The sequence below is a fragment of the Candidatus Angelobacter sp. genome (assembly GCA_035607015.1).
GTDB lineage: Bacteria > Verrucomicrobiota > Verrucomicrobiia > Limisphaerales > AV2 > AV2.
Map to the genome: position 1 here is coordinate 1 of DATNDF010000121.1, position 21,940 is coordinate 21,940.

A 21,940-nucleotide genomic window follows, 5' to 3' on the forward strand; every position below is an offset into this window, starting at 1 on the left:
TGCCCGGACGCGCAGCCGGAGCGCCTGATTCGGATCGCCGCGTTCCGGTTCGACCGTCAGTTCGACGCGGTTCGGCACGTCGGCCACCAGCCATCGCGCGAGCTGGCGCCACGCCTTGTCCATGTCGCGGTGCGAGGCTTCGTCGCGCAATCCCCAGCGCCACACGTCACCGATCATCATGGCCCCGACGCGCCCGTTGCCGAATCGTTGCACGGCCAACGCAGGAAAGTTGCGTCCGTTCTCGTCGCTTACCGTGGCGATCACGCTGGCGCCGGGCTTGATGTCCCGCACACGATTCAAGACCTGAAACGGCGGCATGGCCCCGAGCCGCGATTGCTCATCCGTCTCGTTGCTCCGCAGCCGCGCCCATGGCTGCAGCCAGCCCTCGCGTGTGAGGGTCATGTGAAGGTTTGTGGACGGCCTCGTTTCCGCGACGTGATCGAGATAAACCGGCAGCATGTCGCCGATCGGCGTGCGCTCATACCTGCCCTGATGAAAGGACTCCGCGCCGCCCAGCATGAGAAAACCGCCGCCGCGTTCCGAAACGAACCTTTGAAGCAGCGCCATCTGGTCGCGCGTGAAGAACTCGGCCTCCAGGTCATCCACGATGATCGCGTGATAGTCGTAGAGGTCTTCGGGCGTTCGCGGAAAGCCGCCACGCAGTATCGGCTCGTCGCGCGCCTTGCTCGCGTCGTCCGGATAGATGCGCACGAGCACCGGCTGGTCGTAGCGCTCGATTTCCTCCTTCGACTGATTACTGAACCCACGAAAGAGCGGATTGCTTGATTCGCCAGATCGGCCACGAAAATCAAATTTCGGCTCCCGTTTGGCGATGCGAATCAAGGCGGCGAGTTGAATCTGCCCGTCCTCTTCAACCGCGCGATGGAGAAATTTGTACTCCCAGTTCGGACGTCCCGAAACATACAGAATCCGGTATGGCCCCTGACCGCGGTCCACGACCAGCACGCGGCTGTTGTTGGCCAGCGTCGCTTCGGTGGAGGTTTCCGGCTTCTCGAACTGCTGCAGTTCCTCCTTCGCTGCGACGCGCAGGCGATAAAATGTCACTCCGCCCTTCTCCGGCCGTAGTTGCATCCGGAACGGGACCGTTTCGCCATCGCGCGGCGCGCGCTGCGCCTGTTCCGCGACTTTTTTCCCGTTTCGATCAAGCACCTGCGCAACGATGGAACTGCCCGAATAGCCGTCCGCCAGCACATCCGCCTGGACGGTCACCGGCGCATCTTCGAAAACCGTCTGGCTCACAGTGACTTTTTGCAGCGAGATGTCTTTGATGGCGTCATCCCTGCCGATGACCACGGGATAAACCGGCGGCAGTCCCGCCAGATCAGTTTTCCCTTCCGTAATATCCGTCGCGTTGCCGTCGGTCAACAGAAGCACGCCGGCCAGTGGCTGTCCCCGGTATCGATCGGCGATGGTCCGCAACGCTGAGCCGATGGCCGACGCCCGTCCGTCGAACCTCAACTCGGAGAAATCCCTCGTGTTTTGCAGCCGCGAATCGAAAAGATAACGGCGCACTTGAAAATTCTCATCGAGTTTCGCGCGCCAATCTGCCTTGTCCGCTGTCAGCATTGCCCGGAGCAATTCACCGCGGCTGCGCATTGCGCCACGGTCTTTGATTTGCATTCCCTGGCTGTTGTCGGCGACGATGACGAACATGTTCGCGCCGGGACGCGCGCGTTGCCCGCTCCAAAGCGGGTCCAGCAGACAGGCCGCCAGCACCAGCAGCCCGATCAACTTCAAAGCCGAGCATATGCCGCGAATCGCGCCACGCGCCGGAGCGCGGCGATATGCCCAGGCCAGCGCGAACAGGGCAATCCCCAAAAAGATTGCGACCGGCCATGCCCAGTCGCGTCCGGGTATCACTAACGTCGCGACACACATCACTCGCTCTTCCCCAATTGCTCGTAGTAGCGGCGAACCAGTTCCGAGAACTTCGCCGGGACGGGGTCGCGATCAATGGGGACAACCGCCTCGTTCGACTCGCGCCGCGCCAGTTCTTCGCTGATCCGTGAGCGGACATCGGCCAGTGGTGTGGCGATTTGCAGCCTGACCACGGCCCAGTCAGGCTTTTGGCCGCGGCGTTTGTAGTCGAGCCGCGCGGCCCGGGCCCGCTCCCGGATGCGGGCCACTTCGGTGCGCAACTCGGGCGCGTCAATCATCTCCTCGACATCACGCAGGCGGTCAGACCAATCGACAAACTGATTTCCCGTCAAAGGTCCGTCCACGTACAGCCCCCCCGCCCCGCCGCCTTCCGCGCCACCGGACTGGTCGAAAAAATTCCGCCGGTTGGCTCCGCTCCGTGATCCGGACGGATTTCTCCCGTCGATTGAGGTTCCTCCGGCAGAAGAGGCCTGCCCGTCCTGAGGTGAACCGGGTTGTGCGGCCTGCTGCCCGCCAGAACTCCCTGACTCGTCGCCGGGTGAATTCGACGTGCCTTTCTGCTGCTGCGCCGAGGAACCCTGCCGGGAATCGGACTCGCCGTTTCGCGATTGCAAATTCGGCGCCTTTCCGTCTCGTCCCGACTGCTCGCCTGGCGCCGGCCCCTGGTCAGTCGATCTTCGGTTGTCGCGGTTCGCCAGGGAGGGCTGTCGCCCGGCGTTTGACGGAGCTTCTGTGCCATCGCGCGCACCAGCCGCCTCATTCGTCGTTCCTGGCGTTGGAGACGGTTCACGAACGACCAGGCCGTAACGTCGACGCATCAATTCTCCGCCGGAAGCGGCGAGGTCGATGTTTGTCGAAACGGCATTGGTGCCGGCTCGCGCGATTTCGTTCTCCAACTGGCTGCTCAGCGTCTCCAGTTCGCGCCTGGCCAGGCGAAGTGCATCGATATCGTTGCCCAGCACGCTTTCCGCAGCCTTCTCGACGCCCCGCTTCAATTCGTCAATGCTTTGGCGTGCGCGCCGCTCGAATTGTCCGGCCTGGGGGACGAATCCGCGCTGCACCAGCTCGGCGGACATGTCGAGTGACTTGTCCAGTTCGTCCTGATTGCTCTGGCGCAACGTGTCGTAAAGCTGTCTGGACAGTAATGGCTCCGCGGTTTCCGATTGCTCGGAAACACCGCGCATCTCATTGAGCAGGTTCGTCAGACCGGCCTTCTGCTGCGCCATTTGCTTCGCCAGCTCGGCGCGCTCGTCCGAGTCGCTCAAAGTCTTGTGTTTCGAGTCCGCGAGCGAGTCGAGTTGATTGGCCAAGGCCTCCTGTTTTTGCGCAAGCTCTCGCGCGTCGTTGCGCATCTGGCGCATTTCGTCAGTGAACCGGCTCGAACTTTTCTTGCGAAAATCGTCGCTCAACTGCTGCAATTCCCGTTGTGCACGAGTGCCGGACGTCAACGCCTGGGGCACGGACTCTTTGTCCAGCGCTTCTGACGCGCGCTGAACGTCGGACCGTGTCTTGTCGAGCTGCTGGCGTGAATCCGCCATCCGCGACTGGTTTTCCGGCCGGTCCATGCGCTGCCCCAGTTCATCCAGATCAGCCAGCATCTCCTGCTCCTCTTCGCGCAGACGCTTCAACCGACGCCGGATCTCTTCGCGTTCCTCGTCAGTCTTGGCCTCCTGCAACGCGGTTTGCAGCTCCTTGATGCGCCCATTGAGGTCCTGCTGGCGCTGGGCGAGTTCCTTCAAGCGGTTCAACACCTGGAGTTGTTCGCGTTGCTGCGCGTTTTGCTGCGGGGAAGCCTGGCTCTGGGTTTCGTACCGGTTTTCCGCCTGCTTCAGATCCAGCATGTCCAGCTGCCGTTGCATGTTGCCACCGCCCTGGCCACCACTTTGATTTCGGCTCCGCGAGACACGGTACTCGTGGGCCGCCAGTTTCAGCAGGGCCTGATACGCAGTCTGTTCTGCCGCCAGCGCGGGTTCCAGTCCGGCCGCCGACCCATCGCCCGCCGCATGGCGCAGTTGTTCCGCCGCCCGCGCCATCTCTTTCTCGACTGCCTCCATCAACGCCTTCCCGCGCGGATCATCAATTCCCTCCAGCAACGCGCGCACCTGCTCGAGCGCCTGTTCTTGCGCGTCGCGCACCACAACCACGTCGGACGAATAGTCGCCAACTGTCTTTGGACCGGGCGGGACAGAACGCGCAACTCCGCCGGCCGGCTGGCGCCCCGGCGGTCTGGCCCGTTCCTGCGCGAACGAAGCTGCGGCGCAGAAGAGCGCGGCCACCAATAATACAGTTGATTTGTGGTTCATCGGACGGACGCGGTCCGGGCCGGCTTTTCGCGCTGGAGTTTCCATGTCGCGCTGATGATTTGTTTTTGCAATTCGGCAAGTTTTTGGGATTCGCTCCGGCCACCCTGTTGCTGCCCACCTCCTCCACCGCCGCCGGACTGGTCTTCGCGGAATACTTCGTCGAATGGCCGCACCTCCGCAAAGTACATGTCGCTTGAAGTCCGCCGTGGCTTGCCGTCCGGACCGATATCCTCGGCCCAAACGTAGTAGCTCAGCAACCAGTCCGGTCGCGCAGAAAGGTCTTCCAGCGGGAGCAGATAATTGAACTGGCGCTTCTCGTTGGGACCCGCGTTTCTTCCCAGTTCGACGAACTTCGTCGCCTGCCCGGCCAGCGTGTAGGCGATGCCGTATGCCTTGAGGCCGAAATCATCCGAGGCTTCGGCCTGAAACGCAATTTCCTCCAGCGCTGAAACGCGCCGGTCACCACGCGGAAAGGCCACCTTCAACTCGGGCACCCGGTTCTTCAATGCCTCGAGAGAAAACTGCGGCGGGACCTTGTTCGCGCGACCGGCATCATCCACCAGTTGCAGTTCATACTGCCGGCTATGATCCAGCGCGAACCTGACACGATATACGCCGGCGCGGTTTGTATCGGCAAGAAGCGGCACCACGGATTTATCCTTCGACACGAGCCGGGCCGTAACAACAGGTTTGTTCAGGTAAAACGTATAATCAAGGACGGAACCTTCCACCGCGCCGACACGCCGCGTATCGGCAATCGTTTTTTGCGGAAGCCCGGTGTAGTCTGGAAAAGTGAGCTTCGCGTCCGCGCGTTCCAGCCTGGGATATTCGAAGACGGAAACCTTGAATTCGCGTGTCGCTCTGCCCGCATATTCAACACGGTACGCCAGATCGCCATTCACTTCGGGCACTCCCCCGCCGAAGACCGGGTCGTCCAGATTCTTTGACAACGGCACACGCCGCGCGTTCTCATTGACCGGCTTGAGAACCAGTGTGGCTTCGCCGGGCAGTTTTCCTTCGAACCGCGCCAGCACCACAAGACCGCTGCCGCGCTCAATGCTCGCGTCGCCGGGAGTCACCGTGACGCGGTCGACCGGGGCTCCGAAAAACGGGCGGGTGTGCGGCGTCACGATCCTCAATCCGACCAGTGTCACGACAAAGGCAATCAGCGCCAGCAGATGCGCGCACTGCGTGAAGAACAACCTTTCAAAGACCCGATGTCCCCATGGCCGCCGGCGATTGTGTTCCAGCGCCTCGTGGACAACCCGCCGTTGAAGATAATTCAGTTCACCGGTGGTCGGATCGGGTTGCTGCTCGACCGCCGTCAGCAGCAACGCGTGCAGTTTCGGGTCCTCCCGTTCGATCTGCCGGGCAATCTCCCGATAGTCCGGTTCGCTCCGCCGCCAGCGCCGCCAGACAGCCAGAGCGATGCCAGCCGCCAGCACGACAAACAACGGAAACACCCATCCGCTCCACCAACCCGTCTGCCGGTAAAGCCACATCAACCCGCCGGCCGCGACCGCCAGCGCTGCCCAGCATCGCGCCAGCCCCCGCCACAGATGCCAGCGCCAATGATCGCGAGCGACCGGTTTCAGGTGTTTTTCGAGGAGGCGGTCAATCATATCGCGGCCTCATTCGTCGCGCGGCGCGTCAGCCAGCCGGCGAGGCACGTCTCCATAAGCAATACCACCAACGACGCCACAATCAACCATCGCCACAGTTTTTGTTGGTTCTCCAGCTCGGCGTTGTGCAGACGCCGTTTCTGGTCGGCCTGCTTCGCCACCTCCACTTCTTGCATTTTCATCGGGACACCGAGACGCATGAACTCTTCAACCGGTAACGGCGCGGTCCGGCTTTCCGAGGCGTCGAGGTTGACCGCAAACCGCGCAAGAGGCTGCTGCGAAGTCACCGTGTAAATGCCGGGCAGCTCCGTCTGAACGAACCTGGCTTCGCCAATGGCAAGCCTGACCTCCGAACCGTCCGGTTTGCGAACGATCAACGGCTGCGCGGATTTCAACGGCGCGAGGTCCACTTCATCGCCGACATGGTATTGCGCAAGTTTCGACCGGACGCCGCCGGACAGTTCGAGCATGGAATAGAGGAGCGGAACAAATTTCGACGATAGCGCAAGCTGGCTGTCGGAAGGCTGCCACCCGGACGCGAGCACGAACAGACGCCCCTTGTCCGCGAGGATTTCCACGAGGGCGGCGTCTCCGTTGTCGAACCGCGCCACGGTGCGCGCGCGCGAAAGTTGCCCCGTGTCCAGACGGCGGTGTTTCCAAAAATGGATTTTGGTGAAGTCGCTGAACCGCGGGTCCGCAAACGGCGCGAACAACGGGTCCTCGAAATCAATCTGACCGAACATCGCGTAACCCGACGCCTGCGCTTCGCTGCACGAGATGCTCGCTCCCGCCAGCTCGCTGAGGGCTTCACCCTCTCGCGCGTCCCGCATGACGACCAGGACGGTGACCCCGTCATGAAGCATCTTTTTCACGATCTCAAGTTGCGCACGAGGAAGTGAACCGGTGACGATCACGAAAGTTACACCCGCCGCATCGCTCGCCGCCAGCGGTAATTTGGCGGAAAGCGCGACAACGCCGACCACCTGCCGGCGCGTCTGCTGAAAGGCGCGCTTCACGTAGTAAAGCATCTGGGCGGGGTCATTCTCCGCGTCGTCGCCCAGAAACAATACGTTCACGCGCTCGGGCTTCGGTTGGACCAGATAGAGCGCGTTGTCGAAATCGTCATCGTCGCCGGTGAGGGTAAGCCGGTCCGCCGCCGCGTTCGTCGACAAAGCCGGCTCCGGAACGATACGACTTTGTCCGGGCGGAACATAAACGTCCAGCGGTGCGGCGCCGGTCACGCCCTCCCACCGAATCTGAAATTGCTCGCGCCGGGAACCGGAAGCGTTCAAGACGCGAACCCGTACGCCGGGATCGGCAGCCTGCGCACTGTCCTCGGCATCCACGACCCATTGCAAGCCGGCGTTCGTAGGGAGCGCGGCCTTGACCGGTTCAATGCTCACCTCGATTCCGCGCGGCCAATCGTAGCCCTGTAAACCGTCCAGCCGGCTGCCCTCCTGCAAGTCCGTGATGAGGACAATCCGCCGAACGCTGGCGGTCCGGCCCTGCGGGTCGGTGTCGGCGAAAAACTCGGCGGCAGTGAGCAGCGCGCTGCCCAGGTGTGTCGAGGCCCAACCCGGTTTGAGTCCAGCGAGTTGTTTCCCTGTCAGCGCGGCGCGCTCGCCCGCATTCATCGCCGTCCACTGGTCAAAGCCGGCCAGCAAACGCGCTCGTTGATCGAATGTGAAGACGGCGACCTGATCGGCCGGCGACGTATTTCGCAGGATTTCCTCCGCTTTGGCGAGCGCCAATGACCAAAGATTCTGCCGCCGCATGCTGGCGCTCGTGTCCACGAGCAGGACAATTTTCTGCCCCGCGGCGGCCTGCGGATCGTTGACCATCGGCTTTTGAAAAAATGGCCGGGCAAAACCCAGCGCCAGGAAGCAAAGGACCAGACATCGCAGGAAAAGCAGAAAAATGTTTTCCAACCGATTGCGCCGTGTCAGTCGCGGCAGCGTGGGCTGAAGAAACATCAGCGAGCTGAAGGTCATCTTCTCCTTGCTCGTCCGCCGGATGAGGTGGAAAACAACCGGCAGCGCGACCGCCAGCGCTCCGAGCAAAAAAGCTGGCGCCAGGAAGCTCATGCGACCCTTTGCGCAGGCATCCGCGCCGGCCGAGTCCACTTGGAGGTCGGTTCATGCATATCGCCGGAACTTGACTGTTCCTTTCCCCCTCTGCATCCGCTCGCGCAGAAAATCAAACAGCGCCAGTTCCAGAGGCCGGTCGGTGGCAAAATCTCGATAGCCAACCCCGAGCTTCCGGCACACGGAACGCACGGCCTCGATGTGGGCGTTCAGCTTGTTCAAATAATCCTTCCGCGCCGTCGCGGGGTCTATGAACAGGTCCCGGCCGGATTCGATGTCGTGGAACATGATTGGCGTGTCAAAGTTGAAGTTGAGTTCGGTCGGATCAAAAATGTTGAACAACAGGAGTTCGTGACCGCACGCCGCGAGCGAGCCGAGGTTCTTTTCCAAAGTTTCAACGGGCGCCAGCAGATCGGAAATCAACACCATCAGCGCGCGCTTTTTGACGACTTCGACGACGCGCCGCAGCGGCGCCGACAGGTCGGTGGCTTTTCCGCCCGCCGGCTGCTCCAGTCGCAGCATGAGATGCCGCAAATGACCCGTGCGATGCCGCGCGGGCAGGTACTCGCGGATTTGCTCATCGAACGTCATCAACCCGACAGCGTCCCCCTGCTGGTGAAGAAAGTAGGCGAGCGTGGCGGCCAGCGTGTTCGCATATTGCGCCTTGGTGTAACCCAGCGAGCCGTAGGTCATCGAACGGCTGTTGTCCACAAGCAACTGGCAGCGCAGGTTCGTTTCGTCCTCGAACTTTTTGATGAAGAACCGGTCCGTGCGCGCGTAGAGCCGCCAGTCGAGATAGCGCGGGTCGTCTCCCGGCGAATACTGGCGGTACTCGGTGAACTCGACAGAGAATCCGTGATAGGGACTGCGATGTAATCCGTGCCAGAAGCCTTCAACGACGACCCGCGCGCGCAACTCCAGATTCCTGATCGCCATCAGGGTTTGCGGATCGATGAGCGGACCTGCGACGCGAGGGGCGGTCGGGGTGACGAACCTTGATTGGGCCATCCGCGCGTTCATATGCGTCGCTCACTTCACTTCTTCGCGGCAACGGGCTTGTTGACGGAATCCAGCAATCGCCCGATTACATTTTCCACCGTCACACCCTCCGCCTCGTCGCGGTAATTGAGCAGGATGCGATGGCGCAAGGTCGCCTGCGCGAGCGCCTGAATATCCTCGACAATCACGTGCGCCCTGCCGCGGAGCAGCGCCCGGACTTTGGCGCCAAGCACGAGGTATTGCCCGGCGCGCAGGCCGGCGCCCCAACTGACCCATTCGTTCACGAAGTCCGGCGCGCCGGCCTGATGCGGTCGTGACGACGCCGCCAGCCGCACGGCGTAACGGACCAAATCCTCCGCGACCGGCACTTTTCGGACGATCTCATGGAAGCGGCGCACGTCGTCGCCCGTGAACAGGGGATTGATGGGTTCCGCATTGCGCGCGGTGGTCTGCGCCACGACCGCGACCTCCTCGTCCTCGGGCAGGTAGGAGATCACGACGTTGAACATGAAGCGGTCGAGCTGCGCCTCGGGCAACGGATAAGTGCCTTCCATTTCGATCGGGTTCTGGGTGGCAAGGACGAAAAACGGCTCCGGAAGGGCGTGGCGCACGCCGGCAGCGGTGACCTGATGTTCCTGCATCGCTTCCAGCAGCGCCGCCTGCGTCTTCGGTGGCGTGCGGTTGATTTCATCCGCCAGGATCATGTTGGCAAACACCGGGCCGGGGACGAAGATCATGCGACGCCCCTCGCCGGACTCTTGGAGGATTTCCGTGCCAGTAATGTCCGCCGGCATGAGGTCCGGTGTGAACTGAATGCGCTGAAATCTAAGGTGAAAAATCTGTGCAATGGATTTGACGAGCAGCGTCTTGGCCAGCCCCGGGGCGCCGGTGATGAGACAATGTCCGCCCGCAAAAAGCGCGATCAACAACTCCTCGATGACCTCTTTCTGGCCGACGATGACCTTGGCCAGTTCCGTCTGGATCTGCGCCCGGCCGGTTGTGATTTGTTCCACGACCTGCTTTTCAGCCGCAATCGATTCCGACATTTGTTCCATATTTCCTTTCAACAAATTTCCATCAGGGCGAATTCCGCCTGCAAATCTCCACCATCGGACGTTCCACGCAAGCTTAATGCGTCATCGTATAGAAAATGACGTTGATGGCGAGCGGATAGGCGATCTTCTCCGAGAAGTTTTCGAAATAATAATGATTGTCGCCTTCCCATTCCCAGCCATCGCCGTTGTCGGTGTTGTGCGTGACGAATACCATGATCCGGCCCCTGTCATCGAAAATGGCCTTGTGATGAACGGTGCGCACGTCGCCGTCGTGGTAGGGTTCCCAGGTCATGCCTCCGTTCGACTGGCTGGCGGTGCCCAGTTCGACGTTTGGAATCTGTGATTTGGATTTGATGTCGAAAACGCAATGATACAGAGGGTGGTCAAGCGGCATTTCCACGAAACTGCGGTCGGGGAACACCCGTTTGAGCACCTGCTCCATGTTCGACCACTCGCTATCCCCCCAGAAGTCGTCCAGCCAGAGAAATCCGCCGTTCAGCAGATATTTTCGCAACGCGGCGATCTCCTCGTCGTCGAGATAAAGGCTGCCCGGTTCCACCATGTAGATGAAAGGTTGGCCGGTCAGGTCCTCGTCGGTGAGTCTTAAAAAAAGCCCATCCGGACTAACCGCGAGCGAAGTCACCTGTCGCAGACGGTAGGAAAGGTTCAGATCGCTGTCCGGCGCGTCCGTGTCCCAGGAACCGCCATGACTGCCTGGCTCCCGGTCGCGTTTGATACGGACAAAAGTGAACACGTCGCTTGCGAAACCCGGCACGTTGGTCCAGGTGGGGGTTTCTCCGCCATGCTGGCCGACTTCGCGCGGTGTCCGGTATTCCTCGTAATATCCCCGCCGGAAGCCCCGCCCGCCGTTGCCGCGTCGAAACCCGCGCTGCGCAAGGGCAATTCCGAACGCCAGCGTGAAGACAACTGTTGCGAACGCCAGCTTCTTCATCGGATATTTCCCAGCGCGATCATTTATTTCTTTATGATGGGCCGAACCGCAATTCGGTTTCTGAAATGGTCACCACCCGCCGCGTCAGATGAAAAGGCCTCAGTGCGTCATCAGGTAAAAGATGATGTTGATGCCGACTGGATAGGCCCGTTTTTCGGAAAACTCGTGAAAAAAGCCGTCATCCTCGCCTTCTCGTTCCCAACCGTCGCCGTTGTCACAGTTGTGCGTCGCGATGACCATGATGCGGCCCTTGTCGTCGAAGATGGCGCGTACGTGCATCTCGCGGCACTGCTCGCCGTCATGGGTTTCCCAGGTCACGCCGTAAAACCCGCTATTCGGACTCAGGCTCCATATTCCTTGACGGATGTTAGGTGTCTGCAATTTGTTCTTCGCCACCTTCAGGTCGAACACGCAGTGAAAGATCGGATGCTCCATCGGCAACTCGACAAATTCGCGTCCGGGCAGGACGCGCTTGATTTCGCGATGAAACACCTCCCATTGTCGCTCGCCCCAAAAATCATCCGCCATGAGCACGCCACCATTGAGAAGGTATTTCCGGAGGATTGGAACCTCTTCGTCTCTTAACAGCAGGCTGCCCGGCTCGACCATATAAATCCACGGATAGTTGAAAAGATCGGGATCAGTCAGGTCCAGCACGCGTCCGTTCGGATCCACTTTTAGAGATGTCATTTGCTGGACTCGAAACGAGAGGTTCAAGTCGCTGTCCGGAAAATCGGTCCACCACGTCCCCGCCGAATAGGAGCTGGAGTGATCTTCGTCCCGCCGGATTCGCGCAAAAGTGAATACGTCCTTCTCGAAGCCGACTGCATTCGTCCAGTTCGCCGGAGGAGTGCTATGCCAGGGTACTTCCCGCGCGGTACGACAAGTTTCGTATTCTGGATAATATCTCTCGCCGCCGCCCCACCCGCCCCGCCAACGTTGCGCCAGGCATAATCCGGCTAGCAGCGGGAAAATCAGAAGGAACAGCAACGACTTCTTCATGGCTTGTTCTCCGCCGCAACCGCGGGCTCGCTCTTCTTTGCGCCCTGTGTTCCGGCTTCAATCTCCAGCAGTAAGTGGTGCGCTTCGCGGAATCGGGGCGCTTCTTCCAGCGCCTGCAACACGTGCCGTTTCGCCGCCGGATCACCGGTCTTGCGGAGCAGCCGCGCCAGGCGGAAGTGCACTTCGGCCGGATCGGGCGGATCGAGGAGAAGCAGTTTTTGGTACGCCTGAATGGCGGCACCGGTCCTGCCCAATTCCTCACTCGCACGCGCGAGATGGCGATACGGCTGTGGGAGCAACGGGTTGACGGCCAGAAAACGCTCGGCATTTTGCACGACCGACGGCCAGTCGCCGGCCGCTTCGCCCAGCACCATCAATCGCGAAAACGCGTCGGTGGCGTCAGCGTCGAGGGAGGCCAGTTTCGACAACACTTCGCGCTCTTCATTGGTCTCGTTCAATCCCCGATGCGCCGCGGCCATGAGGGCGTAGCCATTGTTGGCGTCGGCGCAATCCGGATATTCGTCGATCAACTTTTTCAACGGCACCTTGGCTTCCATCCATTTCTTCTCCGCCACAAGTCGCCGCGCAAAATCCGTCAGCACCCAGAAATTCGTGGGATATTTGTCAACCAGATCGGCGAGCGACTCGGCGCTGCTGTCCGGGTTGACCGGCTTGAACTTCTTGAAATCCAGACCGGGCGCGAGATGTTGGGCCCGGTCACGTGCAAAGGCGGCAAAGTCCTTTTCAAATTCGCCCATCGGCTCGGTGTGCGCGGCAATGGCCTGATTGATGTCCGCGTCTTCACCAAGGTCGTGGAGAATTTGCTTGAGGCTTTCAAAGCCAAATCGTTGGACGAGAAACTCCACGACCAGCGAAGATTCGTAATAGGCGAATTGCAGGTGCAGATCGCTCTTCGGCGAGAGAAAGGCCGCGCTCAATTTGCTGACCGGCGTCAGGTCGTCGCCCAGCACCATTTCACGGTAGCGCGGGCTCATCACCTGCCCCCAAGTCGGGTTCGCCTGTTTCTCCTCATAAACCGAAATGCCTTCGCTGAGCCAGCGCGGCATTTTGTTGTGGGTCAGGCCCAGCGTGATGACGTGACAGAATTCATGCCAGAGCACGGCCTGCCAGTTCGCCGGGTGCGACGTCTGCGACGCCGGGCTGTTGGCGGTGACGACGTGCCCAAAGCACACGCCCAGAAAACCCGGGTTGTCCGGCATCCCAAAGGTGCGAACCGCGAAGTCCTTTTGTTCGGGAAAAATCTCGACCGCCGTCGGCTGGTCCAGTTCCAGCCCGTACTTGTCCGAGAGGCGGTCTTTCGCGCGTTGGAGCAGGTCCCGGACGCGGTCGCCGTAAATCGCCGCCTCGTGGCCGCTCATCCGGACGACGAAGTCGCGGTTGGTCACGGTCTGGAACTTCGCAAAGGTTTCGCGCAGCGTCACCAGATTGTAAGCCGTGACATCGTAGCCGTCGCGTTGATGCACTTCATCCGCGAGCTCCCAGCCTTCCTCCTCCTGGCCCAGTCGAAGCAAATCCTGCGCTAACTGAATCTTCGCCGGCAGATAGCCGGCATCGTATTTCAGCGCCCTGCGTTGACAGGCGGAGCCTTCCGCAAAACGATATTTTTGCGACAGTTTTTTTCCGATCAGGTGATCCACGCGGGGATTGGTCGGCCAGAATTTCATCGCCTTCGCGCGCGCCTCACTTTCGCCGTTCGTGTCGTGGCGCAAATGTGCCAGCACGGCCCGGTAAGCCCAGGCGTCCGGCTGCCAGGGGTTCACCGCCAGTGCGCGATCGAGGGTTTCTCCGGCGGTGTCGTAATCCTCGGCGTCAATCGCGTGGTCGGCAAGCAGCAGCATGGCCGGAACGTGATGCTCGTTGCGACTCAGCGTGGCTTCGAGCGACTTGAGCATCAGCGGACGCGCGCTTGGCGCGTAGGCCATCGCCAGACCAAAGTGCATGTCCGGATCATCGGGAAACTTCTTGAGCGCTTCACCGAAGATTTTCGCCGCCAGTGCATAGTCCTCCTTGTCGAGCGCCAGATCACCACTGGCAAGATAAGCGTCGCGCAGATTGGGGTCGGCCTTCTTCGCCTGATCAAAAAAGTTTTCAAGAACGAGCTTCGGTTCCGCCCCAAGCAGCAGCGCCGCCTTCCCCAACGCGACGAGGTTCGCCGGATCGCGGTACATCCACCGGCTCGAACCGCCCCGGTCATTGATTTCGTCCAGCAGCCGTCGCGCCTCGTCTGGTTTTCCATTGGCGTTGAAAACATCGCAGCCGACCAGACGCAGGCGGATCTCGGAGCGGTAACGCGGGAGCGCATTCGTCAAGGCGGCCTCCGCCTCGGGATAACGCCCTGTGGCCAGCAACGACTCCATCAACAAAATCTGCCACTCCTCGTCCCGCTCCTTGGGTGCCGCCTCTTCGGCCACGCGGATGCACTCCGAATAGTTGCCCGTGATGAACCATTTCCGGCAGTCCTCCAGGTCAGCGCCGCGTGCCGAGGGCAAGCCGAGCAGAAGACAGCCTGCCGCGAACCCGAGGACGAATTTCATCCCCGTGAGAGGCGTTTCGCGGCAGTGCATGTTGACATCTACGCCAAGCTGTTGACTCTCGCAAGCCCGGTGAGGTTTCGAGGAAGAAAAATTCATCCGCGACCGTCAAATCGCGCGACAGGCAATTCTGCGGACGGGTGGATCAGGCCTTTCCCGTCGGGATGAATTACTCCACCGGCTCGGTTTCAAGGAATCCCTGGAGCTGGCGGATGCGCGTTGGATGGCGCATCTTGCGCAGCGCCTTGGCCTCGATCTGGCGGATGCGCTCGCGCGTGACCTTGAACTGTTTGCCGACCTCCTCGAGCGTGCGGGAATAGCCGTCACCCAGCCCGAAGCGAAGTTCGAGAACCTTTCGTTCACGCTCGGTCAAGGTCTCCAGCACGTCGCTCAATTTATCCTTGAGCAGACTGTAACTGGTCATATCCGACGGGTTTTCCGCGGATTTGTCCTCGATGAAATCGCCGAAATTCGTGTCTTCACTGTCGCCGACCGGCGATTGGAGCGAGATCGGCTGTTGAGCCATCTTGAGCACGGCCCGTACGCGCTCGACGGGCATCTGCATTTCGTCGGCGATCTCCTCCGGCGTGGCCTCGCGACCGAAGTCCTGCACGAGTTGTTTTTGCACGCGCATCAACTTGTTGATCGTCTCTATCATGTGCACCGGGATGCGGATGGTGCGCGCCTGGTCGGCGATGGACCGGGTAATGGCCTGGCGGATCCACCAGGTTGCATAGGTTGAAAACTTGTAACCGCGGCGGTACTCGAATTTTTCCACCGCTTTCATGAGGCCCATGTTGCCTTCCTGGATCAGGTCGAGAAAGGAAAGGCCGCGGTTGGTGTATTTCTTCGCGATGGAAATGACAAGGCGCAGATTGGCTTCGACCATCTCGGTTTTCGCCTGCAACGCCTTTCTGGCAAAATGTTGCAGTCGCTGGTAGGCCTTGAGGTACTCCTCGCAGGGCAGGCGGACAAACTCCTCCAGTGCCTTGATCTTTTTTTGCTCCGACTGAATGACCGACTGCTGCTGGCTTGATTTCCTCTGGTTCTCAAAGTCCTGGATCGTCCGCTGGCTCAACTGGATTTTGTCATGAATGTTGTCGGCCACCAGCGCCATTTCTTCGATGACCTTCTGCTTGTAGTAAAACTTGTGAAATGTCCGTTGAAGCCGTTCGTCGAGTTTTCTGAATTCCTTGAAAAGTTTGTCACGCTTCGCCTTGCTCGGCCCCCCCTGCCAGACGCCGTATCTGTCGTCCACCGACTGGTCAATGCCGCGGACCTCTTTGACCAGCTTGCGCAACGCGCGCAGATGGTTGTCACGGCTTTCGATTTTTTTATCAAGGATGACTCGGTCGAAGCGCTCCTTGGGCGGCTCGGATATCAGCTTCTCCGCCAGCGCGATGTGCTCCTTGCCTGCAAAACCGAAACCGTAAATGATTTTTTTGACCTCATTTTCCGCATCCTCGATCCGTTTGGAAATCTCGACTTCCTGTTCCCGCGTCAGCAACGGCACCTGGCCCATCTGCTTCAGATACATCCGGACCGGATCATCCAGGATGTCCAGCCGGCCCTTCTCCTCCTCCTCCTCGGGTTCGGGCTGCTTGACGCGGTCCACCTCGGCCTGGTCCACGATTTCCACCTCGAGATTCCGCAGTTTGATGTAAATCTCGTCCAGCTCCTCGGCCGAAATCATCGTGTCCGGGAGCGCGTCGTTGATGTCGTTGTAGGTCAGGTAGCCCTGCTCCTGCGCCAGCCGGACGAGTTCCTTGATCTTCTCCGTAAGATCGACCCCCGCCTGACTCTTGATGATGCCGATCGCCTGCTCCGCGACGCTTGCTGGAAGACCGGCCGGGCGCGGTTGGCCGTTTGTGCTCAGTTTTTTGGATGTCCCGGAGGCGGAAAGAGGAGTCGTCGGTGCGGAAACGCCGTGGCCTTTATGCGAAGTCTTGTCTGCCGATGGCTTGGTGGTTTTGGAAACTGATTTGCCGGATTTTTTCGCGCCGGGTTTGGAGACAATCTTGCGTGCTTTCAATTTGACCATAGCGTTAAGTCCAGAACGACGAACTGAGTAACGAAAAGGCCGGGAAATATGTTTGCTGAACCAGACTACGTCAAGCAGGGAAAAGCATTTTTCAGTTCCACTTTCGTCGTCGGACCAGTTCCCGGCGCCGAGTTAAAAACTTCACGTGCCGCTCGAAGTTCCATGCGCGTGCGCCACGAATTTCGCGAAGAAATCATCGCCGCGTTTGCCGTTGAAAAACGCTTGTGAAAAAAATCACTAATTCACTTGCCTCACTTTTCCCGCGTGTTTAGGTTGCCATCAACGCGGCGCAACCCGCTCCCGCTCATGCAAACGAGCACCGAATTCGGCTACAACTCGAAGATCGAAGGTGACGTAATCCATACTCGTCTTGACGCCGCCCTGAACTGGTTCCGCAAGAATTCCCTCTGGCCCATGCCGATGGGGCTGGCGTGTTGTGCCATTGAATTAATGGCCTCGGGCGCCAGCCGGTTCGATATCTCCCGGTTCGGATCGGAAGTCATGCGCTTTTCGCCGCGCCAGTCTGACGTGATGATTGTCGCCGGCACGGTCACCTACAAGATGGCTCTGGCGGTAAAACGGATTTACGACCAGATGCCTGAACCGAAATGGGTCATCGGCATGGGCGCCTGCGCCTCCACCGGCGGCATGTACCGCAGCTACGCCGTGCTGCAGGGTGTGGATAACATCATCCCGGTGGACGTTTACGTGGCAGGTTGCCCACCCCGGCCGGAAGCCCTTTTGGACGCCTTGCTCAAATTGCAGGGCAAAGTCGCCAAAGAACCGTTTGCCGGAAGCGCGGCAGCATAGAAGTCCGCGCCGAGTCCGCTACCAGGATTTCATATTTGCAATTCATTTCAATGGCCGCTTTGGAACTCGCTCAAAAGCTGAAAGCCCAATTTGGTGACTTGTTGTCCGGACCGTTCGAGTTCCGGCATGAATCGACGTTGAAACTGCGCGACGCGGAAAAAATCGCCGATGTTTGTGCCTTCGCGAAGAAAGAACTCGGCTTCGACTACCTGGTGGACATCAGCAGCGTGGACAACTACGGCGACGACCCGCGGTTCACGGTTGCTTATGAACTTTACGGCTACGGACATCACTGCCACCTGCGGCTCAAGACAACTGTGAGCGAGGAAAAGTCCGGGTTGCCCACGGTCACGTCCGTCTGGAAGACGGCCGACTGGCACGAGCGGGAAATCTACGACATGATGGGCATTCGCTTTCGCGGCCACCCTGATCTGCGCCGCATACTGATGTGGGAAGGTTATCCTTATTTTCCGCTGCGCAAAGATTTTCCGCTGGCCGGCAAGCCGAGCGAACTGCCGGAAGTGGCTTTTTCCAAACCTGCGCCGCTCGAAGGCGGGCCGTTTGTGACGATCCCCGGCGGCAAAGACACGATTGCCCGAGAGCCGCGCGTGCGGACGCCTGAGAACTGATTTCATGACCGCACCAGAACACAGAAATTTCAAAGGGTGGGAGCACCGGACTTCAGTCCACTTCGCAGAACGTTTATTTGGAGCGCTCATGGGATGCGTTGTGCGATTGGTTCCGCGAGCGTTGCTGGCTGAAAGCCCGCGCTCTTTTGCGTTCTCCAATTCTTTCGAAGCCAGATAATTCAAATGCCTGAAGTTCAAGAAATCGAGATTCACGACTCCGCCGGCCAGGCCGAAGTTGCAGCGAAAGCTTTGTCGCGTGCGAGCGAGGAGGATTTGCAGGACATGCAGGGCGAAAAGATGGTCCTGAACATGGGACCGTCGCACCCCTCCACGCACGGCGTGTTGCGCATCGTCCTCGAACTCGACGGCGAAATCATCACGAAGGCCCAGCCCGACGTGGGCTATCTGCATCGTGGTGACGAAAAAATCGCCGAGAACATGACCTACACCCAGTTTATCCCTTACACGGATCGGCTGGATTACCTCGCGCCGTTGGCCAACAACGTTGCCTACGCGCTAGCCGTCGAGAAGTTAATGGGTATTGAAGAGCAACTGCCGCCGCGCTGCCAGTACATCCGCGTCATCTGCTGCGAACTCGCGCGCATCTCCGCGCATCTGCTCGGACTCGGCGCCTTCGCGATGGATGTCGGCGCGCTGACGGTCTTCATGTTCACGTTCACCGAGCGCGAAAAGATTTACAACTTGATCGAAGCCTTGACCGGTGCGCGGTTTACCACCAGTTACACGCGCATCGGCGGGCTGTCCCGTGACCTCCCACAAGGCTGGGCTGCTCAATGCCGCAAGTTCTTGAACGACGTCGTCCTCAATTTCGACGAATCTGAAAAGCTGCTGACCCGCAACCGCATCTTCGTGGACCGGACGAAAGATATCGGCGTGATCCCGAAGGACGTGGCCATTGACTACGGCCTCACCGGACCCAATCTGCGCGGTAGCGGCGTCGAGCACGATCTGCGCAAGGCGCATCCGTACCTCGTTTACGACCAGTTACAGTTCGATGTGCCGGTCGGTTCGGTTGGCGATTGCTACGACCGCTATCTGGTGCGCATGGAGGAAATGCGGCAGAGCGTCCGCCTCCTGCATCAATGCCTCGACAAATTGCCCGGCGGCCCGGACAACGAATCGAAGGAGCCGATCAATATCCCGGACGGCAAGACCGTCTTGCCGCCCAAGGAAAAAGTGATGACGAGCATGGAGGAATTGATTCATCAGTTCATTCTGGTAACCCAGGGTGTCAACGCGCCACCCGGCGAAATCTATTTCGGTGCGGAAAACCCGAAGGGCGAACTCGGTTTCTACATTAACAGCAAGGGCGGCGGCACGCCGCATCGCATGAAAATTCGCGCTCCCTCGTTCGTGAATCTCAGCATTTTGCCGTGGCTCCTGCCCGGCAACATGATGAGCGACGTGGTGAGCATTCTTGGCTCGCTGGATTTTGTGATGGGGGAGTGTGACCGATGAAAAACCGCTTAGCCGCAGAGACGCGGAGGGCAGAAAAGAATCCTCAGTCCGCAAGAATCTATACTCTCTGCGGTAAATAAAGAATGAGCTTTTCCGTTCCAGAGCAACTTCAAGCCGAGATTGACGAGTTGATCACTCACTATCCGCAGAAGCGGAGCGCGTCACTCATGGTGTTGCACGCAGTGCAGGATCATTTCGGCTGGATTTCGCGCGAGGCCATCGAGTGGGTCGCGCAGAAGCTGGAACTGCAACCCATCAACATTTACGAGTTGGTGACGTTTTATCCAATGTTCCGGCAGGAGCCGGTTGGCGAAAACCAGATCAAAGTCTGCCGCACGTTGAGCTGCGCGCTGGGCGGTTCAAAGGAGCTTTACCGCCATTTCTGTAAAAAGCTCGACCTCGATCCGCACAAACACGGCCTGCAAACGACGAAGGACGGAAAATTCTCCGTCGAGTTAGTCGAATGCCTCGCCAGTTGCGGCACCGCGCCGGTGATGATGTGCAACGATGATTTTTATGAAGACGTCACGACCGCGAAGGCGGATGAGGTAGTCGCTCAATGCAAATGAAATCGAGTCCAATTAACCGCGGAGACGCAGGGGCGCGGAGTTCAAAAAGGGGAGGATTCTTTTCTCCGCGTCTCCGCGGTGAAAAAGAATTGAGAAGTTGGCTGCCCGACATGGATTTGAACCATGACAAACAGATCCAGAGTCTGCTGTGCTACCGTTACACCATCGGGCAGGCCGGAGCGTCCAAGAGGCTAAATCTTTCAAGCACGGAGTCAAGCTGCTGAATCATAACGCGAAATGAAAGTCAGAGCCATCAAGACCTGGCTGTTTATTCTGGGAATCGTGGCAGCGATTCTGGCCGTATCTCTTATGCAGGTTCACAAGGTTGTTTGGAACCTTCAGCATTTGAATTAGCGCACACGCCACCCTATGCCGCAGGAATACAGATTAATTCTGAAACACGCCGATCAACCGGGTTACACACCCGACATCGACTGCTATTTGCGGCACGGCGGCTACGAGGCGTTAAAGAAGGCGCTCGCGATGCAGCCGCTGGATTTGCCCGACGGCAAAAAGAAATCGCCGCAGGAACAAATCCGCGACGAAGTGATGAAATCCGGCCTGCGCGGTCGCGGCGGCGCGGGGTTTTCCTGCGGACTCAAGTGGAGCTTTGTGGATCGCCGCAGCGGCAAGCCGATTTATCTCATATGCAACGCGGACGAGTCCGAGCCGGGCACGTTCAAAGATCGCCAGGTCATTCACAAGGACCCGCATCAGCTCATCGAGGGGATGATCCTCTCCTGCTGGGCGAATGACGTGAAGCTCGCCTACATCTACATCCGCGGAGAGTTTGCCGAGGGCGCGAAGATTCTGAACCGCGCGCTCGCTGAGGCCCGCGAAAAGAATTTCCTCGGCAAAAACGTTCTCGGCAGCGGCTACAATCTCGACATCTGGTTGCATCGCGGCGCGGGCGCCTACATCTGCGGCGAGGAGACCGGCCTCATCGAATCGCTCGAAGGCAAACGCGCCTATCCGCGGATCAAGCCGCCCTACTTTCCCGCGGTGCTCGGCCTCTACCTGTGCCCGACCATCGTCAACAACGTCGAGACGCTCTGCGCCGTGAAACATATAGTGGCAATGGGCGCCGCCGAATACGCGAAGCTCGGCACGCCGAACAACACCGGCACGCGCATCGTCAGCATCAGCGGCCATGTGAAGAAGCCGGGCTATTATGAAGTCGAGGTCGGCAAGGTCACGCTCGGCGAATTGATCAATGACCCCGCCTTCGGCGGCGGTCTTCGCGAGGGCCGGGCCTTAAAAGCCGTCATCCCCGGCGGTTCCTCGGCGAAGGTCTTCAAGGCTGGCGAGAAGTTCAAACTGAAGCGCAAAGGCCCGGACGGCCAGGTGACACCGATCGAAGTGGACCTTCTCGATCTGCCGTATGATTTCGACTCACTGGCGCAAGCCGGTTCAATGTCCGGCTCCGGTGCCATCATCGTGATGGACGACACGACCGACATCGTCGAGGCGCTGGCGAACATTGCCGAGTTTTACGCGCACGAGAGCTGCGGCCAGTGCACGCCCTGCCGCGAAGGTTCACTCTGGATGGCGAAAGCACTGCATCGCCTCACGAGCGGCCGCGGCCGCAAACAGGACGCCGATTACCTGCTGCACATCGCGCAAAACATTCAGGGCCGGACGATTTGCGCGTTCGGCGAAGCCTGCGCCTGGCCGGTGCTGAGCTTTGTGAAGAAGTTCAAAGATGAGTTCGAAGCCAAAGGCGCAGCGGATGAAGCTCGCAGCGTCGTGAAAAACAGTCTTCGGAGAGAGGAAACGGAAATCGCAGCGAGTTCGCATCACTGAATGGAAAAGAAGTTTGTCATCTTCAACGGCGTCCGAGTGGTGGAAGGCTGGCCTGAAAGAATTCAGGAAGCTCAGCAGATTCCCACTTATGTCATCGGAGGCAAAGAACATCCGCGCGTTCATTATGGTGATGAACCCGAT

The 21,940-nt window shown here is 59.5% G+C and carries 16 protein-coding genes and 1 tRNA gene; 6 read left to right on the forward strand and 11 right to left on the reverse strand.

Going from position 1 to position 21,940, the window contains the following annotated elements:
- The 10 genes from VN887_05055 to rpoD form a co-directional block, all read right to left on the reverse strand.
- A partial coding sequence (locus VN887_05055) for a glutamine amidotransferase (protein ID HXT39371.1) occupies nucleotides 1–1,899 on the reverse strand: 1,899 nt, incomplete at its 3' end.
- Entirely contained in the window at nucleotides 1,899–4,247 is a 2,349-nt protein-coding gene (locus VN887_05060; protein HXT39372.1) for a hypothetical protein, read from the reverse strand. The genes VN887_05055 and VN887_05060, both read right to left, overlap by 1 nt.
- Nucleotides 4,199–5,824, reverse strand: a complete 1,626-nt coding sequence (locus VN887_05065; protein ID HXT39373.1) for a hypothetical protein — start codon at nucleotides 5,822–5,824, stop codon at nucleotides 4,199–4,201. Before VN887_05065 ends, VN887_05060 begins: the two co-directional genes overlap by 49 nt.
- Nucleotides 5,821–7,908: a BatA domain-containing protein gene (locus VN887_05070; protein ID HXT39374.1), complete on the reverse strand. Its 2,088-nt coding sequence runs from the start codon at nucleotides 7,906–7,908 to the stop codon at nucleotides 5,821–5,823. The genes VN887_05065 and VN887_05070 overlap by 4 nt, the downstream gene beginning before the upstream one ends.
- A gap of 51 nt (nucleotides 7,909–7,959) precedes the next feature.
- Nucleotides 7,960–8,916 carry a DUF58 domain-containing protein gene (locus tag VN887_05075; protein HXT39375.1) on the reverse strand — a complete coding sequence of 319 codons (957 nt, stop codon included), beginning with the start codon at nucleotides 8,914–8,916 and terminating at the stop codon, nucleotides 7,960–7,962.
- A gap of 26 nt (nucleotides 8,917–8,942) precedes the next feature.
- On the reverse strand, nucleotides 8,943–9,962 hold the full coding sequence (locus tag VN887_05080; protein HXT39376.1) for an AAA family ATPase: 1,020 nt from the start codon (nucleotides 9,960–9,962) through the stop codon (nucleotides 8,943–8,945).
- A gap of 73 nt (nucleotides 9,963–10,035) precedes the next feature.
- Nucleotides 10,036–10,914: a DUF4159 domain-containing protein gene (locus tag VN887_05085; GenBank protein HXT39377.1), complete on the reverse strand. Its 879-nt coding sequence runs from the start codon at nucleotides 10,912–10,914 to the stop codon at nucleotides 10,036–10,038.
- 99 nt (nucleotides 10,915–11,013) lie between these two features.
- The gene (locus tag VN887_05090) at nucleotides 11,014–11,916 is read right to left on the reverse strand and encodes a DUF4159 domain-containing protein (protein ID HXT39378.1); all 903 of its coding nucleotides are present in this window, start codon (nucleotides 11,914–11,916) and stop codon (nucleotides 11,014–11,016) included.
- Complete coding sequence (locus VN887_05095; protein ID HXT39379.1) at nucleotides 11,913–14,471, reverse strand: tetratricopeptide repeat protein; 2,559 nt, start codon at nucleotides 14,469–14,471, stop codon at nucleotides 11,913–11,915. The genes VN887_05090 and VN887_05095 overlap by 4 nt, the downstream gene beginning before the upstream one ends.
- A gap of 166 nt (nucleotides 14,472–14,637) precedes the next feature.
- Nucleotides 14,638–16,509: an RNA polymerase sigma factor RpoD gene (rpoD, locus tag VN887_05100; protein HXT39380.1), complete on the reverse strand. Its 1,872-nt coding sequence runs from the start codon at nucleotides 16,507–16,509 to the stop codon at nucleotides 14,638–14,640.
- Between the two features lie 48 nt (nucleotides 16,510–16,557).
- Between rpoD and VN887_05105 the strand changes: the two genes are divergently transcribed.
- The 5 genes from VN887_05105 (at nucleotide 16,558) to VN887_05125 (ending at nucleotide 19,996) form a co-directional block, all read left to right on the forward strand.
- Entirely contained in the window at nucleotides 16,558–16,737 is a 180-nt protein-coding gene (locus VN887_05105; GenBank protein HXT39381.1) for a hypothetical protein, read from the forward strand.
- A gap of 78 nt (nucleotides 16,738–16,815) precedes the next feature.
- Nucleotides 16,816–17,319 carry an NADH-quinone oxidoreductase subunit NuoB gene (nuoB, locus tag VN887_05110; protein ID HXT39382.1) on the forward strand — a complete coding sequence of 168 codons (504 nt, stop codon included), beginning with the start codon at nucleotides 16,816–16,818 and terminating at the stop codon, nucleotides 17,317–17,319.
- Between the two features lie 35 nt (nucleotides 17,320–17,354).
- Nucleotides 17,355–17,948, forward strand: coding sequence for an NADH-quinone oxidoreductase subunit C (locus tag VN887_05115; protein ID HXT39383.1), 594 nt, complete (start codon nucleotides 17,355–17,357; stop codon nucleotides 17,946–17,948).
- Between the two features lie 183 nt (nucleotides 17,949–18,131).
- Complete coding sequence (nuoD, locus tag VN887_05120; GenBank protein ID HXT39384.1) at nucleotides 18,132–19,427, forward strand: NADH dehydrogenase (quinone) subunit D; 1,296 nt, start codon at nucleotides 18,132–18,134, stop codon at nucleotides 19,425–19,427.
- Between the two features lie 83 nt (nucleotides 19,428–19,510).
- On the forward strand, nucleotides 19,511–19,996 hold the full coding sequence (locus VN887_05125; GenBank protein ID HXT39385.1) for an NAD(P)H-dependent oxidoreductase subunit E: 486 nt from the start codon (nucleotides 19,511–19,513) through the stop codon (nucleotides 19,994–19,996).
- Between the two features lie 98 nt (nucleotides 19,997–20,094).
- On the opposite strand, the gene VN887_05130 is transcribed toward VN887_05125, so the two are convergent.
- Nucleotides 20,095–20,168 (reverse strand) — tRNA-Gln (locus VN887_05130).
- A gap of 197 nt (nucleotides 20,169–20,365) precedes the next feature.
- Here VN887_05130 and nuoF point away from each other — a divergent pair.
- On the forward strand, nucleotides 20,366–21,799 hold the full coding sequence (gene nuoF / locus VN887_05135) for an NADH-quinone oxidoreductase subunit NuoF (GenBank protein HXT39386.1): 1,434 nt from the start codon (nucleotides 20,366–20,368) through the stop codon (nucleotides 21,797–21,799).
- The last annotated feature ends 141 nt before the right edge of the window (nucleotides 21,800–21,940 follow it).

Excerpts from the sequence above, each read along its gene's own strand:
- VN887_05060 (HXT39372.1), bottom strand. The coding sequence starts at position 4,247 with ATGGAAACTCCAGCGCGAAAAGCCGGCCCGGACCGCGTCCGTCCGATG.
- VN887_05065 (HXT39373.1), bottom strand. The coding sequence starts at position 5,824 with ATGATTGACCGCCTCCTCGAAAAACACCTGAAACCGGTCGCTCGCGAT.
- VN887_05070 (HXT39374.1), bottom strand. The coding sequence starts at position 7,908 with ATGAGCTTCCTGGCGCCAGCTTTTTTGCTCGGAGCGCTGGCGGTCGCG.
- VN887_05075 (HXT39375.1), bottom strand. The coding sequence starts at position 8,916 with ATGGCCCAATCAAGGTTCGTCACCCCGACCGCCCCTCGCGTCGCAGGT.
- VN887_05080 (HXT39376.1), bottom strand. The coding sequence starts at position 9,962 with ATGGAACAAATGTCGGAATCGATTGCGGCTGAAAAGCAGGTCGTGGAA.
- VN887_05085 (HXT39377.1), bottom strand. The coding sequence starts at position 10,914 with ATGAAGAAGCTGGCGTTCGCAACAGTTGTCTTCACGCTGGCGTTCGGA.
- VN887_05090 (HXT39378.1), bottom strand. The coding sequence starts at position 11,916 with ATGAAGAAGTCGTTGCTGTTCCTTCTGATTTTCCCGCTGCTAGCCGGA.
- VN887_05095 (HXT39379.1), bottom strand. The coding sequence starts at position 14,471 with ATGAAATTCGTCCTCGGGTTCGCGGCAGGCTGTCTTCTGCTCGGCTTG.
- rpoD (HXT39380.1), bottom strand. The coding sequence starts at position 16,509 with ATGGTCAAATTGAAAGCACGCAAGATTGTCTCCAAACCCGGCGCGAAA.
- VN887_05105 (HXT39381.1), top strand. The coding sequence starts at position 16,558 with ATGTTTGCTGAACCAGACTACGTCAAGCAGGGAAAAGCATTTTTCAGT.
- nuoB (HXT39382.1), top strand. The coding sequence starts at position 16,816 with ATGCAAACGAGCACCGAATTCGGCTACAACTCGAAGATCGAAGGTGAC.
- nuoD (HXT39384.1), top strand. The coding sequence starts at position 18,132 with ATGCCTGAAGTTCAAGAAATCGAGATTCACGACTCCGCCGGCCAGGCC.
- VN887_05125 (HXT39385.1), top strand. The coding sequence starts at position 19,511 with ATGAGCTTTTCCGTTCCAGAGCAACTTCAAGCCGAGATTGACGAGTTG.
- nuoF (HXT39386.1), top strand. The coding sequence starts at position 20,366 with ATGCCGCAGGAATACAGATTAATTCTGAAACACGCCGATCAACCGGGT.